This is a genomic window from Senegalimassilia anaerobia JC110 (genome assembly GCF_000236865.1).
Taxonomy (GTDB): domain Bacteria; phylum Actinomycetota; class Coriobacteriia; order Coriobacteriales; family Eggerthellaceae; genus Senegalimassilia; species Senegalimassilia anaerobia.
The window spans coordinates 289,356-304,598 of sequence record NZ_HE611016.1 but is presented as its reverse complement, the minus strand read 5'-3'; the positions used below and the strand labels follow the sequence as shown (position 1 = coordinate 304,598).

The following is a 15,243-nucleotide window of genomic DNA, read 5'->3' as shown; positions in this document are numbered from 1 at the left end:
CCGAAGCGGACATTTCGGGGACGTAGGGTTATCTGTCCGGGTTAGCGTTGTTCGCGTTGACGGTTCTTCTCGGCGAAGTGCTCTTTCGTGACGATCTTGGTGATGAAGGTGCCTTCGGAAACCACATCGCCGGCGTCGTCTTTGGCCACCACGTGCCAGAACTGCTTGCGACCGCCGTAGCTGGGATCCTCGTGCTCAAGGTCGGCGAAACCGTGCAAAACGCCGGATTTGCCCGGCTTCTTGTGGCGGATATCGGACTCCAAACCGAACGGCAACTCCTTGTCGAAATCGGTGCGTGCCTCGGCGCCGCGGCTTGCGCACGATTCCAGCAGGGCAAGCGTGGCACCGCCGTGCAAAAAGCCATGCGGCTGGTAAATCTCCTCGGAAATGGGCATGGACATCTCAACATGCTCGGGAGTGACCACGTCGTAGGTGATGTGCAGAGTATCCAGAAGGGTCATGAAAACCTCCGAAAACGAAGGGGCCGCGAAAACCGCGGCCCGCAGGCTATTGTTTATCCGTTTCAGTATACGTTGGCGAACCCGGACCTTCCCCGGGCAAATCCCCCGACGTGACCGAAGGCGAAACCTCCGGAAGATCGACAAGGCGATCGCCGACCCTTGCGTCGCCGACCTCGAACGGCACCGTCGCCGCAGCGCCAGCGCGCCCGGCCCCCTCCGCAAACGGCACGGTCTTGGCGGCGCCGCTCGCCGGGCGCGGCGCATCCAGCGGCACCGTCACGCTAGCGCGCTCGGACCCGACTCCTTCCGCAAAAGGCACCGTCTGAGCAGCGGCACTCGCCACCGCGGCGCCGCCTTCCGGCACCGCACCTGCGGCCTGCTGCGCGCCATGCGTCGCATGCGCACCGGCCGCACCCGCCATACGCGAACGCAAAGCCGCCGCGCGCTTGAAACGAACAGCGTCGGCATGCGCCTCTTCCTGCAAACGCGCCGCGGTCGCAGCCGTACCGGCGACGGCTCCCATGTCCTGGTCGTATGCCGCCTTCTTCACGTCGCCCTTGAACGCCTTCGTGGTGTTGATGAGCACGGCGCCGATGATGAACGGCATCCAGAACACGATGCCGCGATACACCAGGCCGATTGCCGTGCCCGCCGCCGCCGACTCGCCGAAACTGGTGAACGCCACCACGACGGCCGCCTCGACCACGCCCACGCCCTGCGGCGTGACCGAAATCATGGCGAACAGCGTTGCCACCACGTAACCGCACACCAGCGCCGGCGCCGTGTCGACGCCGAACCCGATGCCCACCAGCGCGAAGCACGAAAGCTCGCACAAGCTGGCGATCAGCGAGCACCCGTACGCCTGCAGCGTGGGTTTGGGGCTATGGCCGATCATGCCGGCCGCCTCGGAAAACGCCTGCGCGATGCGCTCGGCCCACGGCTCGAGCGGCTTTTTGCGCACACGCCCGACCACCTTGCGGCTCACGCGTTCGACGGGCCGCAAAAGGCGCATAAGCGAACCGGGCTTTTTGTGCGCCAGGATAAGCAGCGCCACCATGGTTCCCACCAAGCACAACACCACCATGCCCATAAGGAACCACACAGGCGACAGCCCCACCGTGACGGCTAGGAAAATGAACGCGCACACCATGAGCGTGGAGAACGCGCCGTCGATGGTGATCTGCATGAGCAGCGCCGCGCCCGTGGCCTTGCCGGCGGGAATGCCGCGCCGTCGCGCGTCGTCGACCACCAACGTGGTGCCCGCCAGGTTCATGGACGGCGCGATGGTGTTCATGAAAAACGTGCCGAAGACCAGCGGCAACGTGGATTTCGGCTCCATGCGCTCGCCCACGGCGGCGAAGCTGCGCGAATAGGCGAAGCTTTGCGCGAAGTACTTCCCCAGCTGTGTGAGGATGGCCGCGACCAGCGGCAGGGGGCTTCCCTGCTTCATGGTCTCGCCCAGCTCCACCAACTGGTCGCCGCGCAAAAACACCACCGCAAGCACGATGATGAGCACCACGCCCATGAAAAGGTTCTTGACGTTGAATTTCATGCGGCCGCCTAACGTTGGCCCGCGGCGTCGTCGCAGCTCAGGAACTCGCGCAAATCGGTATGCATCAGGAAATCGAGCTCGGCCTTGCCGCGTTCGTCAAGGTCGGTTTCCACGAACAGGAAGCCGTAGCAGCCGAACGTGGGCACGTCGAACTCGCGCAGCTCCAAAACCCTATCGAAGCGCTCGGAGAACGCCGGGTAATCGAACTCTTCGTTCCCCGTCACACCCTCCGGCGGGTTAAGCAGCGACATGGTGTACACATGGTCGCCCGCATAAGCGAACGCGGCATCGTAATCGGGCAGCGCGTCGGTCAAAAACGCCTCATAGCTGCGGAAACCATAAGCGTGCTGGGCAACATCGGTGCCGCCCAAGCCGGCGAATCGCAAGGGGTTGAACTCGATGGGCCGGATAACGCCGCCGTCCTGCTCGTCCACGCGAACCTCGACATGCACCGGGAAGTTCCGCGCCCCCACCAGGGCGTTCACGCGCGAAAGCCACTCCTCGAAGGCGGGCGCCTTCTCGCGCACGATCGCCGCTGACGTGGTGTACATGCGATCGGACGTATCATCAGGACCGGCGAAATCATGACGCAACACGTTAAGCACGTGCGCCGCACCCTGCTCGTCGAAAAACGCATCCAGGGCATATTCTTGCCCCGTGATGAACTGCTCCAGGATGAAATCGCTGCCAGCAACAACGCTGTCGGGGTACATGTCCGCCCAAGCGGCAGCGTTCGACGCGAAATCGGCCAGCGCCTCGTCCCAATCGGCACGGCAGCGCACCGTGTGCACGCCCATGCTGCAAAACCCGCGTGCGGGTTTCACCACGAACGGCATATGCGGCTCAAGCTCGGGGAAGTCGAGTTTCCCCAGCTCATCAGCTGTGCATGCGCGGAAAAAGAAGTTCTCACCCATCTGCGCCAGAAGCTTGCGCATGGCAACCTTATCCTTGAACACGGTGATGGCGTGCGTAAGGCTGGGATTGTCAGCATGCGAGCAGATCCACTCGAGCGTGTTCTCGGAATTGGTGTACACGCGCTCGCCTGCGGAAAGGCGCGAGGCCGCCTCGTCCTCGTCGACCAGGTGCAACGCCCGCCCGGACGCAAAAGCCGTGCGCTCGGAGAACGCATTGCGAAGCACGGGGTGTTGCGAAGATTCAAGCCATTCCAACAACTGCGGCGAAGCATACGGTTCGTCAAGGATGACCATGGCAACCCCCTTCTCTAGCGGCCGACGCAAACGCGGCCCTCTAAGCATAATAAGGAAGTATACCCCCCATCAGCGCTACGCAGCACGACCAGCGCCCGGCCCTCACGCAAAGAGTATGCCGCAAGCCAGAAACGGGTGCCAGCTGCATTTGAGGAAGACAGCCTGCCGCGACGATGCGTTATTTGAAATAACTGCGCAAACACAGACCTTTTGATATGTAGGGACACCCCCAATAGTCCACATTTCTTCCTGGAGGATATCAATACTGGCGAAGGCCCCCGACACGCGCTCAATCGTTCTCGCAAATCAGATAGATCGGCGAATTGAACTATCCAAACATATCCGTTCGCCATAGCATTAAAAGCAGAGGCATAGAGCCACAACAACGATCTCGAGCGCAAACAACCCATACAACAGGCATAACGACCCGCGAGAACGCCATACTCCCAAACCTTTGCAAACAACACTGCAACGGCAAAAGCCTTGTTAATGCAAAAGGAGGTGAAACACATTGTCGCGATATGCCGAAATTCTCACATAAAGCCAGGAAAACGCGCTAAACTGGCAGAGCATGAGCTTAATAAATCAAAGTTCTGCGCTGGCGTTTTTCCAACCTGTACGCCATCTCGGAAACAGCCGACAAGGGGCATAAGCTCCGGAAAGCAAGCCGAGAACAGTTCGCGCAAGACGGAAAGCGCATAGGGAAAAGGAACAGGAATACGATCGCAAAGGGGTTCGAGAACAGCATGGCAAATCTGAAGAACGCCAAGCACGCGAAGATCGAAACGCGCGAGCCGGGCATCGTCGCCCGCGCCGGCATGGCCGCCTTAATGGCCTCCACCGTGGCGACCCCCGCCATCGGAGCCGCAACCGCATTCGCCGATGAGGTGAAGACGCAGCCCGCCGAGGGCCAGGACAAGCTGACGCAGGAGGGCGCAGCCCCCGAGCAGCAGCAGGCCCGCGACGAGAAGGCCGCCAGCGAGGAGAACCTCGCCGCCAAGCAGGAGGCCCAGAGCACGGCGGCGGCGGCCGAGAAGGCAGCAGGCGCCGAGCTCGCCTCCTCCAAGGCCGACGTCGCCGCCGCCAAGCAGCGCATCGACGCCTCCCAGGCGGAGGCAGACGCCGCCAAGCTCGCCGCCATCCAGGCGACCTACGACACCGCCCGCGCCGCGCTCGATGCGGCGGAGGCCGCCCTTGCCAAGTCAAACGATGCGCAAGCTACCGCAGATAAGGCTGCCAGCGCACTTGACGACGCCAGGAACAACGCCAACGCCAAGCAAAAAATCGCAAACGACGCCGCAGATGCGCTCAAAGCTGCTCAGGATGCCTACACCGCCGCGGGCGGCACCGCAGAGCTTGAGAAGGCGCAGGCAAACGCCGAGTCCGCTTCCAAGGCTCTTGCAGACGCAAAAGACACCCTCGCTGCCGCCGAGGCAGCCAACAAGAAGGCACAGGCTGCCCTCGTTACTGCTAACGAGAAGGCCGCTGCGGATGCTTCCGCGCTGAGCGCCGCGAAAACCCAGGCACAAACGACAGCCAACGCCCTGGCCTCCGCTCAGGCCGAGCTGGATGCAGCGAAGGCCGACCTCGCCCGCATCGAGGCCGGCGAGACCTCCGCAGAGGTGACCGCCGCCAAGGAGCGCATCGCCGCAGCAGAGCAGACCGTAAGCGCCGCTCAGGCAGCAAAGACAACGGCCGACAACGCACTCGCCACTGCGCAAGCATCCTCCGATGCATCGGCCGCCGCAGCAGCAACGGCAAAGGCAGAGTCCGACGCCGCTAACGAGGCAGCCGAGAAGGCTGATTTCGAGGCAACAAAGGCGAAATCAACCGCCGACAAAGCTGCCTACGAGCTGGCCGAGTTGAAGTCCCACCTTACCGTCGACGAGGCGTCGCTTGCCAAAGCAAAGGATGAGCTCGCAAAAGCCGAACAGGACAAGGCATCCGCCGACAATGTTGCCAAAGACGCCGCCGACCGCCTGAACGACGCTCAACGCGCCTACGACGGAACCGTTGCCGCGCTAAACGCCGCAAAGGCAGAACTCTCCCAATACCAAGAGAAGGCCAAGCTCGGGTCGGCAGGCTTCTTCCAAGAGGTCGGCGCCGATCTTGCCTATAAGTTCGTAACCGAGCCCGAGAAGTCGTCCGGAGTGGCGGACACGAACACGCACCTGGGCCAGACCGGCGATGCCACGAGCCTGGAGAACATGAAGAAAGCGCTCGAGCTCATGGGAAAGATCAACGAGATTCGACGGGCGAACGGGCAGGAAGAGCTCAAGGTCCTCGACTCCCTTGTGGCGATCGGCCAGGTGCAGGCGAACTACGGAGCGAAGAACTTCGATCATATGGGATGGGCCGACGGTTACAAGTGGGACACCGTATGGTCCGTCGGCGAGAACCTTGCCTGGGGATACCCCGACCCCTTCAAAGGGTGGTACCACGAGGAAAAGGCCCTGTTCGACAAGGCGGCTGCAGCTCTTTACGGCAAAACCGGGCTGGTCGGTGACGACGCATATCGACTGTACCACGCACATGCAGTTGAAATCGACAATTATATCCGGAACCTCGATCCTACGGAGACGGTAGGCCACTACATCGCGGTCATCGCGCCGTACAACACCTATTACGGCTGCGGATACGTTAACGGGTATCCGACATGCGAGCAGGCGTTCGGCGACGCAGCCATCCAGAAGCGCACCGGCGAAACAGCCTACACCGCCGGCGACTACTACGCTCGCTTCATGACGTACTACAACAAAGTTAACGGCAAGGTCGATCAGAAGCTTTACGACAACGTGGACAAGGCACTCAAGGACCTGAATGATATGAAGGCTCTCAAGGCACAGGTAGATGCCGATGCCGTTCAGAAGGCCCAGGCGGTCACGGATGCGACCACGAATGTCAAATACGCCGAAAAGGCTGTGAAGAGCGACAAGGCCCTCATTGCCCAAGGCGAAACCAACGCTGCTCAGGCAAACCAGGCTAAGACCGACGCCCAAACTGCAGCCAGCGCAGCCAAGCAGACAGCAACGGAAAAGCAAACCATCGCCACCAAAGCTGCCGAGACCGCCAAGGCCGACGCCAAGGCAGCCGAGGATGCCCGCGCCAAGGCCGACGATGCCGCTGCCGCCCTCAAGGCCGCCGAGCAGGAGCTGACGGCTGCGAAGGACCACCTCGACCAGGTGTCCTCCGACCAGCTCAAGGCCGCCCGCGACCGCGTGGCCCGCGCCGAGGCCGGCGTATCCAAGGCCCAGGCCGACAAGGACGCCGCCGATAAGACGGCCGAGGCCGCAGACGCTGCGGCATCAGCCTCCAAGGGCGCGGCGGGCGACGCCAAGGATGCGGCGGACGCCGCCGACCTCGCGCTCGACAACGCGAAGGGCGACCTCGCCAAGGCGGAGTCGGCCGACAAGGCCGCGCAGGACGCCCTGGCCCCCATCCAGGCCGCGAAGGACGCGACGGATGCCGCGCAGGCCGCAGCCGACAAAGCCATGTCCGAGCTGAACGCCGCGCAGATCGCGGCGCAGGACGCCCAGAGCGCCAAGGACGCCGCAGATAAGGCCGCCGAGGACGCGGAGGCCGAGCTCGCCAAGGCCGAGGAGCGCGCCGAGCACCTGGGCATCTACGCCGATCCGACGGCTCGCACCGCCACCACAGCCGAGCAGGCCTTCGAGGACGGCACGTTCGGCGACGAGTGGATCTCGGCCAACGCGCCGGAGCTGGAGGCCCTCGTGGCAGCCAAGAAGGCGGCCTACGACAAGGCGCTCGCCGCGAAGGCCAAGGCGGAGGCCGACCTGGAGAAGGCCACCGCAGACCTCGCCGAGAAGCAGGCAGCTTACGACGAGGCTGCCGCCGCGCTCGCGAAGGCCGAGGCGGAGCTCGCCGAGGCGCAGCAGTGGTACGACCGCATGCACCCCGAGGAGAAGAAGCCCGAGGGCAAGGGCGAGGCCGAGACCAAGCAGGTCGACGACAAGATCGCCGGCGCGAAGCACGCCAAGGCCGATGACAAGGCCGCAGGCGAGACCAAGCTCGCGCAGACCGGGGACACCGACGAGGTGTTCTGGATCGGCGGCATCGCGTTCGTGGCGGCAGGCGCCGCAGCCGCAGGCGCGGCCATGAAGCGCCGTCGCGAGATGCAGCAGTAAGATCCGCTCAGACAGGCCGGCAGGGACTTCCCTGCCGGCCTTTTTGCTGCCGCAAGCACGCCCCTTGCAAGCGGCGGTATACTGCTGCGCAGCAAGCTCGATTCGGACAGGGGGCATCAGTGCACGGCAATATCCCAGATGCGGTGGACCATGCGCTGCGCAGCCCTCGTTCCCTGGCGCCGTTGGTGCTGGTCATGGGCTTTTTGGGCGCCGCGGCACGTTATGCTCTGGAGATGCTCCTCCCCGCGCAGTGCGGCTTCCCCGTCGCCACGCTCGCGGTGAACATATTCGGTTGTTTCACATTGGAGATCATCAATCAATTCGTCGCACGGCGCACAAGCCTGCCGGCGCCGTTGGTGAAGTCGATGGGCATCGGGCTTATCGGGGCGTTCACCACTATCGCCGCGCTTTCCACCGAGAACCTGGCGCTTTTGCAGCAGGGGCGTTTCGGCATGTTCGCGCTGTACCTGGGCATCACCGTGCTCGCCACGTTCGGTGCCGCCTACGCGGGAAAGCGCCTGGCCGACGCCATGGGCCCGCGCTACAGTGCGCATCACCGGGCCGCGGCCCCGCAAGCGAACTCCCACCAAAACAAAGGCGGTGCGCAATGAGCCCGCTGACATTGATCATGGTCGGCCTGGGCGGAGCCGCAGGCGCGCTATGCCGCCATAGGGCGCTTTCGTTCATGAAACCTCGCTCGAACAGCTGGTTTCCTTGGCCGACGCTGCTGGTGAACCTTGCGTCGTGCACCGTCGCCGGGACGGCGCTTGCGGGAGCCGCCGCGCTCGGGCAAACCGCCTACATAGCGCTGACCATGGGGTTTCTGGGCGGCTTCTCCACGCTTTCCACCATGAACTGCGAGGCCGTCGATATGGCCACGGAAGGGCATCGCGGGGAAGCAGCCGCATATCTGGTGGTCACCTACGGCTCAACCCTAGGCGCCGCCGCACTGGGCTTCGCCCTAGCGCACGCAATCCTGGGAAGTTAACGCAGGCCGGCAGCCCTTTCAAGCACACAAGCCTTAGCTTTGGTACCGTCAATGCTTTTGCGCAAACGCACAAAGCGGCGCAGCGCGAGCACAATCGCCCACGCTGCGCCATTCGTCTACCGCAAGCTTGCACAGCACCGCCAACGCAGCGCGCAGAACCCGGCGCCACTACTCCGCACGCCTGCAACGCACCCGTTCCGCTACAGCCCCACCTTCGCTGCTTGGTACGTGCGGATGCGGTCGCGGAGGTTCTGCACGTCGAACAGCACCGACACCAAAAAAGCCACGGTGAGCGGAGCGCCCACGAAGCCATTGCGCGGCGCCAGCATAAAGATGAGCGGCGCGCCAAAGATCATGATGGGCACCAGCAGCATGACGAGCAGGCTTCCCATGCGCTTGTACAGGCCGTAGATGATGGAGGCCATCACATACAGGAACAAACCCGTTGCCGAGGAACCGGCGATGGAGAGCACCGCAAGGGCCACCACCTTGGCGGCCACCATGAGCGCCTCGTCGCGCAGACCCTTCTTCGCGCGAGCGAACACCTCTTCGCCGGTCTGTTGCTGCGCGCGTGCGGCGCGGAACGGCGCAAACGGGTCGAAGGGGTCGTATTCAACGGTGAACCCGCCGAACGGCCACTCGGCGCCACCAGTGCGCTGACCTGCGTCGTTCTGCCCCGAGCCCGGACGCTGCGAGCCAGCCGCACCGCTGAAGATGTCGTCCCAGCTGGTCCACACATACGTGGTCTGGCCCTGTGCCGCACCGCCGAACGGCCAGCCGGCGAACGGGTCGAACGGGTTGCCCTGGCCGGCGGCGCCGCCCTGCCCCGCCGAACCCGTCGGGTGCGCGTAAGGGTTGCCCGCATACGGACGCGGGTCGCGGCGCGGGTCGAACTCGGGCGACCAGCTGCGGTTGATCAGCACGTCGCGCGCTTCGTTGATCTGCTTGGTGAGCTCCTCGGCCTCGGCGTGCTCCTTCGAGTCCAGAGGAAATTTGTCGGGATGATGGGCGATAACGAGCTTGCGATGAGCCTTCTTGATCTCATCGTCGCTAGCCCCGTCGACCAAACCCAGTATTTTGAGCGCTTCTGATTTCTTCATAACGCCGACTATACGGGACGATGCCCGCCGCACAACCAAAACGCCGGGGATGTCACGCATTCGTCAGAAAAAACCGGCGCGAAAACCGCACGGACTCGCCAAAATCAGCGCATACAGAAAGCGGCCCGCCGAAAAGGCGGACCGCTCGCAGGTTGCCAGGTTTAGTGGCGGAAGTGGCGATGGCCGGTGAACACCATGGCGATGCCGTGCTCGTTGCACGCCTGGATGGACTCCTCGTCGCGCACGGAGCCGCCGGGCTGGATGATGGCAGTGATGCCCCACTCGGCCAGCGTGTCCACGTTGTCGCGGAACGGGAAGAACGCGTCGGACGCGCACACCAGGCCCTTGGGCTCCACGCCCATGCGCTCGCACGCCTCATGGGCGCGCTTGCATGCCAGCAGCGCGCTGTCCACGCGGTTGGGCTGGCCCGGGCCCATGCCGATGCCGGCGTGGTCGCGCGACACCAGGATGGCGTTGGACTTCACGCCCTTGCACACGCGCCATGCGAACATGAGCTCGTGCATCTCGGCGTCCGTGGGCTTGCGATCGGTGGGAACGGTGAAGGTTGCGGGATCCTCGGACACGTGGTCGACGTCCTGGACCAGCACGCCACCGTCGACGGAACGGACCTCGACGGCAGCCGGGGCGTCGATGCCGCCGGTGCGCAGCACGCGCAGGTTCTTCTTCTGCTGCAGAAGCTCAAGCGCGGCGGACTCGAACTCGGGGGCGATGAGCACCTCGACGAACTGCTTGTTCTCGTTGATGTGCTCGACCATCTCCAGCGTGACCTGGCGATTCGCCGCGATAATGCCGCCGAAGGCGCTCTTCGGGTCGCAGGCGAAGGCCTTGTCGTAGGCCTCGGTGATGTTCTCGGCCGTGGCGGAGCCGCAGGGGTTCTGGTGCTTCAGGATGATGACCGCCGGCTCGTCGAGCTCGCGCACGAGCGACCAGCATGCGTCGGTGTCCAGGATGTTGTTGTAGGACAGCTCCTTGCCGTTGAGCTGCTGGGCGTTGACCAGGCTGTGCTCATGGGCGAACTCGTCCACGCGGTAGAAGACGGCCTGCTGATGCGGGTTCTCGCCGTAGCGCAGGTCCTGCTGCTTCTGCATGTACAGAGCGCACTCGGGCGGGAACTCGCCCTGGGCCTCGATGCCCTCCTCGCAGCCGCAGCCCTCGCCGTGCTCGTGCGGATGCGCGGCCTGGACCTGGTCGAACAGGAAGTCGGCGATGGCGCCGTCGTAGGCGTTGGTGGTCTCGAACACCTCGAGGGCCAGCTCCATGCGGGTCTCGCGCGTGGTGGCGCCGCCGTTGGCGCGCATCTCGGCAAGGATGCCCTCATAGGTTTCGGGGTCGGTGACCACGGTGACGCTCTCGAAGTTCTTCGCGGCGCTGCGCAGCATGGAGGGGCCGCCGATGTCGATGTTCTCGATGCAGGTGCCGAAGTCCGCGCCGGACTCGACCGTCTTCTCGAATGCATACAGGTTCACGACCACCATGTCGATCATCTGGATGCCGTGCTCGGCCGCCTCGGCCATGTGCTTGGCGTTGTCGCGCTTGGCCAGCAGGCCGCCGTGCACCATCGGATGCAGGGTCTTCACGCGACCGTCCATCATCTCGGGGAACTTCGTCACCTCGTCGATGGGCGTGACCGGCACGCCAGCCTCCGCGATGACGCGGGCGGTGCCGCCCGTGGAGATGATCTCCGCGCCGAATTCGTCATGCAGCGCGCGGGCGAACTCGACGACGCCCGTCTTGTCCGTCACCGAGATAAGTACGCGCTTGACCTTCGGATCTGCCACTTGCTCTCTCCTTACCTTGAACCGTTCCTTGTAAGTCCGTTCCTTATCGCAAAGCGGGGCTTTGCGCCGAAGCGCTGCCCGCAAGATGCCTGTTTCGGGGTTGCCTGCCGGGCCCTAACGGCCCAGGCTTTCCTCGTGACGCGCCCGCGCCTCGGGGCTATAGCGCTGCGTATATCGTACATCGACCAGCTCGGCCACGATGGAGATAGCCAATTCCGCCGGGGTTTTGGCGCCGAATTTCAGGCCGATGGGCCGCTTGATGCGTTCCCAATCCGCCTCAGAGGCGCCGCGAGCCAGCACCAGGTCGTGCACGGTGGAGTTCTTCCCCTTGCAGCCCATCATGCCAACGTAGCGCACGTTGTGCTTGACGGCCCACACGCAGCCCTCGGGGTCGAACATGTGGCCGCGCGTGAGCACGCACACGTAGTCGTCGGGCGCGGGGGTGAGTTTGTCCAGCTCGTCGAAGTTGCCGCCGTCGAGCAGCACGCGCTCGGCGTCGGGGAAGCGCTCGGGCGAGAGGTACGCCGGGTCGTAGTCGACCGCGGTGATGGCGAAGCCCACGTGCGCGGCCAGCGCGCTCACCTCGGCCGCGGCGTCGGAGGCGCCGAGCAGCCACACGCGCACCTGATCGAACAGCGGCACGGAAAGCCAGGTCAGGCCATCGAACTGCTCGTTGTGCATGCCGGGGCCGCGGGTGATGTCTTTCATCTGGAACGCGTCGCGCGGGCTGGGCGTGCGCGCGGAGACGATCTCCTTCGCATCGTTGCAGAAGAACACCATGCCGGCGCCGTCGGCCGAGCCGGTGTCGCCGTACTTCTTCGTGACCTCGTTGTCGGTGTTGGCCTGGGCGGCGGCGGGGTCGAACACCACTTTGAAGCCCAGCCACGCCAGGTCGCCCTCGGCCATGGCGCGGGCGGCGCGCTCGAAGGTGGGCGCGTCGGCGGCGGTGAGGGCAGCAGAAAGCTTCCCCAGGTCATCGGGAGAAACGTGCATGTTGCCCTTCAGCGCCTCGGCGGAAAAGCACGGGAAATCGGCGGGCGAAAGCTCCACCGCGCGCCCCGCGCGAAGATCGGCGGCGATTGCCGCCAGCGTTTCCTTACTCACCAAGGTGCACCTTGCCCTCCGCGTCGACGCTCACGCGGCCGGCGGCCAGCCAGCCCAGCACGCGCGGATACAACTCGTGCTCCACCTGGTGGATGTGGGCTTCCAGGGTTTCAAGCGTGTCGCCCTCGCCCACGCGCACCGGCTCCTGCGCCACGATGGGGCCCTTGTCGTAGTCCTCGTTGGCGAAATGGACGGTGACACCCGTGACCTTCACGCCGGCGTTGAACGCATCGGCGATGGCGTGCGCACCCTTGAACGAGGGCAAAAGCGCCGGATGCAGGTTAAGCACGCGGTTGGGGAAGGCGTCGAGCATGACGGGCGTGACCTTGCGCATGTAGCCGGCCATGACCACGTACTGCGCGCCGGCTTCCTGCAGCGCGGCCACAATCTGCGCATCAGCCGCCTCGGAGTCGGCGTACTTTTCGCGGTTCATGACCAGCACGGGGATGCCGGCAGCGTTGGCACGCTCGATGCCGTACGCATCGGGACGCGACGCGACCACCTTCACCACCTCGACGGGCAGGCCCTTTTCCGCCTCATCGAGGATGGCCTGGAAATTCGTGCCGCTGCCGGAGAGCAGCACGCCGATCTTCAACTTTTCGGACACGAGACAGCCTTTCATCAAGCGGCGCCCAACCAGCCCCGCGATTCGCACTATGTAACCAGTATACGTGCAGGCGGCGAAGCAAGCCCCCGCTCTCGGCAAGCGCCATCAAGTATTCAAGGGGGAAGGAGAAAGGGGAAGGACCCCTTCGCCAAGCACGCGCGGCGCGTTCGCGCGGGAGCACTTGGAAACGCGAAGAGTCATCGCGAACACACCCCCGTCCCCTGTTCACCGCGAGAGGCCTTCGCGAACACGCCCCTGTCCCCTGTTCGCACGCAGAGCAGGCGCACATCTGAGCGACGTCGACGGTTAGCGTGTTATCATGTTCCGATAACGCACAAGCGTTCGCGATTGCGGCGCAACCATAGGAAGGGCTCCTACGCGGAGCGGGGTGACCCAGGTAACCGTTATGTCCGCAGACAGCTACGACGATTTCGAATATCGACCGGCTTCCGAATACACCTCGGAAGAGCGACGCAGGCACTATTGGGCCGTCGCCATCGGCTTGCAGGACGTCGATGGCCTGAAGGTGTCCGACTACCTGCGTGACCAAGCTCATGCCTACATTCAGGGCGAAAAGGGGCTCGACGAAGTTGGGGAGCTCGTTCGCGGGCGATACGCCGACGCCGGCGCAAGCCGGGAAAACAAGGAAGCCGACCTGGTAAGCCAACGCATCGCCGAGCTGCTCACGCGCGGCGCGTTCTTCCTTTCGCCCGACATGCTCACCACCATCCACGCGTACCTGTTCCAGGACCTCGACCCCACGGTTTACCACCCCGGCCAGTTCAAAAGCGAGCGCCTGATCAAGCAGGAGGAGATTCTCAACGGTGACAGCGTGCTGTACGCCGACCCGCTGACCTACGAGATGTCCCTTCGCGGCGCGTTCGCGAACGAGGCAGCCGCGGCGTACACGACGTTCACAGACGAGGAGCTGCGACGCTTCTGCCACACCATCGCGTTCCTGTGGCAGGTCCATCCGTTTTACGAAGGGAACACCCGCACCATCGCCGTGTTCTCGGAGCTGTACCTGAACAGCCTGGGGTTCCAGGTGGCGAACGACCCCTTCGCCAAACACGCGCGCTACTTCCGCGATGCGCTGGTGCGGGCGCAATACCGCAACGCAGCGGCGAAGATATTTCCCGACGACTCGTTCCTGATGCGGTTCTACAAAAACGTCATCGGAGAAGACGGCGGAGAATTGAACCGCACGGAAATGATCTGCGCCCGCCTTTTCGAGGACCCCAGCCTGCTGCGCAACGTCGACCCCAAGGATGCGTTGCGCACAGGGAAGGACGAAGGGCCGCGAGCCATCTAAACGCGTAAGCGCCTACAGCCCCAATTCGCCGATGACCTGCTTCATGGCAAGAGCCCACTCGAGCTGCTTGGCTATGAATCCTGGCCACGCGGCCTCGTTGTTCTTGATCTTGCAGCCATCTTTGTAGAAACGAAGCCCCGATGCCTTCTTGGCGTCGAAGGGCGTTGCCGCAAGGCCGAGACGTTTTTCAAACAAATCAGTGTTGTCTATGGCCTTGTAGCCGATTTCCTTGTCGTCGGGCGCGTAGAACTCGATGCCAATGCGGCCGTGCTGCGTGTCTATGAGCAGCGCGATGTGATAGGCAGACGTGCCGCAGCGCAACGTGGTCCAATGGTCTTTCGAGGGCTTCTGCGGGTTGAAAACCTTCAAAAACCCAGGTGTTGTCTGGGCCACCTCGCGATATTTGGTCCAGTACGATAGCTTGACGCGCTCGGTCTCGGAGAGGCCCTCGCTGAGCTTGATGACCTTCGTCCACTCGTTAGGCTGCTCGACCACGTTGAAGCGCGGGGCGGGCAGGGAGTCTCCGATGGACCAAAGCTCTATCTCCACTAGGAAGAACCCGAAATCGCTATCGGTGTGTTGGTTGAGCCACTCAATGGCCTGACGGTGCTCGTCGCGTGCGCGCGCCACCACCCATACGACAACCTCGGCGCCCTTACCGGCGGCGTAAGTGATTACTTTGCCTAGGTGATCGTGGTTAGTGTCCTCAAGCTGGTTCTCGACGATCACCTTGCGTCCGGTGCCAGCTTCCTGCGCATAGATGTCGACGTTGAACGAGCCCACCGACGACTCGGCCTCTATAAGCTCAAGCTCAATGCCGACTGCCGAGCTCAACATGACAAGATTGGGCTCCTGGGAGAGCCACTTGGTGAAGTCAAGCGCCTCATGTGGCCACACATCGCGCAGATCGACTTTCTTTAGCTTGTCGAGGTTATATTTCATCGCATTCCTATCAAATCATTAGCGC

At 63.6% G+C, this 15,243-nt stretch carries 12 protein-coding genes; 4 read left to right on the top strand and 8 right to left on the bottom strand.

All coding sequences use genetic code 11. The features are described from left to right. Positions 1 to 41: 41 nt before the first annotated feature. Genes SFHG_RS07435 through SFHG_RS07425 form a run of 3 tightly spaced genes read right to left on the bottom strand, consistent with a single transcriptional unit; the run spans position 42 to position 3,221 of the window. A complete protein-coding gene (locus tag SFHG_RS07435; RefSeq protein ID WP_042435794.1) occupies positions 42 to 461 on the bottom strand; it encodes a PaaI family thioesterase in 420 nt (139 codons plus the stop codon). A 46-nt stretch (positions 462 to 507) separates the two neighbouring features. Continuing rightward, positions 508 to 2,013 (bottom strand): lysylphosphatidylglycerol synthase transmembrane domain-containing protein, encoded by a 1,506-nt coding sequence (locus SFHG_RS07430; RefSeq protein ID WP_081469006.1) that lies wholly within the window; start codon positions 2,011 to 2,013, stop codon positions 508 to 510. Positions 2,014 to 2,021: 8 nt separating this feature from the next. Continuing rightward, the gene (locus SFHG_RS07425; RefSeq protein WP_042435792.1) at positions 2,022 to 3,221 is read right to left on the bottom strand and encodes an ATP-grasp domain-containing protein; all 1,200 of its coding nucleotides are present in this window, start codon (positions 3,219 to 3,221) and stop codon (positions 2,022 to 2,024) included. A 746-nt stretch (positions 3,222 to 3,967) separates the two neighbouring features. On the opposite strand from SFHG_RS07425, the gene SFHG_RS10160 reads away from it, so the two are divergent. The 3 genes from SFHG_RS10160 (at position 3,968) to SFHG_RS07410 (ending at position 8,354) form a co-directional block, all read left to right on the top strand. Further along, complete coding sequence (locus tag SFHG_RS10160; RefSeq protein WP_052297860.1) at positions 3,968 to 7,366, top strand: CAP domain-containing protein; 3,399 nt, start codon at positions 3,968 to 3,970, stop codon at positions 7,364 to 7,366. Positions 7,367 to 7,485: 119 nt separating this feature from the next. Continuing rightward, the gene (locus SFHG_RS10155) at positions 7,486 to 7,977 is read left to right on the top strand and encodes a fluoride efflux transporter FluC (RefSeq protein ID WP_052297859.1); all 492 of its coding nucleotides are present in this window, start codon (positions 7,486 to 7,488) and stop codon (positions 7,975 to 7,977) included. Next, positions 7,974 to 8,354, top strand: coding sequence for a fluoride efflux transporter FluC (locus SFHG_RS07410; RefSeq protein ID WP_042435790.1), 381 nt, complete (start codon positions 7,974 to 7,976; stop codon positions 8,352 to 8,354). Before SFHG_RS10155 ends, SFHG_RS07410 begins: the two co-directional genes overlap by 4 nt. Before the next feature lie 200 nt (positions 8,355 to 8,554). Here the strand turns inward: SFHG_RS07410 and SFHG_RS07405 are convergent, their stop codons facing one another. The 4 genes from SFHG_RS07405 to purN all read right to left on the bottom strand — a co-directional run bounded on the left by SFHG_RS07405 (position 8,555) and on the right by purN (position 12,964). Further along, entirely contained in the window at positions 8,555 to 9,454 is a 900-nt protein-coding gene (locus SFHG_RS07405; protein ID WP_042435787.1) for a J domain-containing protein, read from the bottom strand. Positions 9,455 to 9,615: 161 nt separating this feature from the next. Next, the gene (purH, locus tag SFHG_RS07400) at positions 9,616 to 11,253 is read right to left on the bottom strand and encodes a bifunctional phosphoribosylaminoimidazolecarboxamide formyltransferase/IMP cyclohydrolase (protein WP_042435784.1); all 1,638 of its coding nucleotides are present in this window, start codon (positions 11,251 to 11,253) and stop codon (positions 9,616 to 9,618) included. A gap of 114 nt (positions 11,254 to 11,367) precedes the next feature. Next, positions 11,368 to 12,357, bottom strand: coding sequence for an XdhC family protein (locus SFHG_RS07395; protein WP_042435781.1), 990 nt, complete (start codon positions 12,355 to 12,357; stop codon positions 11,368 to 11,370). Continuing rightward, on the bottom strand, positions 12,350 to 12,964 hold the full coding sequence (purN, locus tag SFHG_RS07390) for a phosphoribosylglycinamide formyltransferase (RefSeq protein ID WP_042435779.1): 615 nt from the start codon (positions 12,962 to 12,964) through the stop codon (positions 12,350 to 12,352). Before purN ends, SFHG_RS07395 begins: the two co-directional genes overlap by 8 nt. A gap of 406 nt (positions 12,965 to 13,370) precedes the next feature. Here purN and SFHG_RS07385 point away from each other — a divergent pair, with 406 nt between their 5' ends. Beyond that, positions 13,371 to 14,276 carry a Fic family protein gene (locus SFHG_RS07385; RefSeq protein WP_042436203.1) on the top strand — a complete coding sequence of 302 codons (906 nt, stop codon included), beginning with the start codon at positions 13,371 to 13,373 and terminating at the stop codon, positions 14,274 to 14,276. 12 nt (positions 14,277 to 14,288) lie between these two features. Here the strand turns inward: SFHG_RS07385 and SFHG_RS07380 are convergent, their stop codons facing one another. Then, the gene (locus tag SFHG_RS07380) at positions 14,289 to 15,218 is read right to left on the bottom strand and encodes a DUF4268 domain-containing protein (RefSeq protein WP_042435778.1); all 930 of its coding nucleotides are present in this window, start codon (positions 15,216 to 15,218) and stop codon (positions 14,289 to 14,291) included. Positions 15,219 to 15,243: the final 25 nt, after the last annotated feature.

Excerpts from the sequence above, each read along its gene's own strand:
- SFHG_RS07410 (WP_042435790.1), top strand. The coding sequence starts at position 7,974 with ATGAGCCCGCTGACATTGATCATGGTCGGCCTGGGCGGAGCCGCAGGC.
- SFHG_RS07435 (WP_042435794.1), bottom strand. The coding sequence starts at position 461 with ATGACCCTTCTGGATACTCTGCACATCACCTACGACGTGGTCACTCCC.
- SFHG_RS07380 (WP_042435778.1), bottom strand. The coding sequence starts at position 15,218 with ATGAAATATAACCTCGACAAGCTAAAGAAAGTCGATCTGCGCGATGTG.
- SFHG_RS10160 (WP_052297860.1), top strand. The coding sequence starts at position 3,968 with ATGGCAAATCTGAAGAACGCCAAGCACGCGAAGATCGAAACGCGCGAG.
- SFHG_RS07405 (WP_042435787.1), bottom strand. The coding sequence starts at position 9,454 with ATGAAGAAATCAGAAGCGCTCAAAATACTGGGTTTGGTCGACGGGGCT.
- SFHG_RS07385 (WP_042436203.1), top strand. The coding sequence starts at position 13,371 with ATGTCCGCAGACAGCTACGACGATTTCGAATATCGACCGGCTTCCGAA.
- SFHG_RS07425 (WP_042435792.1), bottom strand. The coding sequence starts at position 3,221 with ATGGTCATCCTTGACGAACCGTATGCTTCGCCGCAGTTGTTGGAATGG.
- SFHG_RS07430 (WP_081469006.1), bottom strand. The coding sequence starts at position 2,013 with ATGAAATTCAACGTCAAGAACCTTTTCATGGGCGTGGTGCTCATCATC.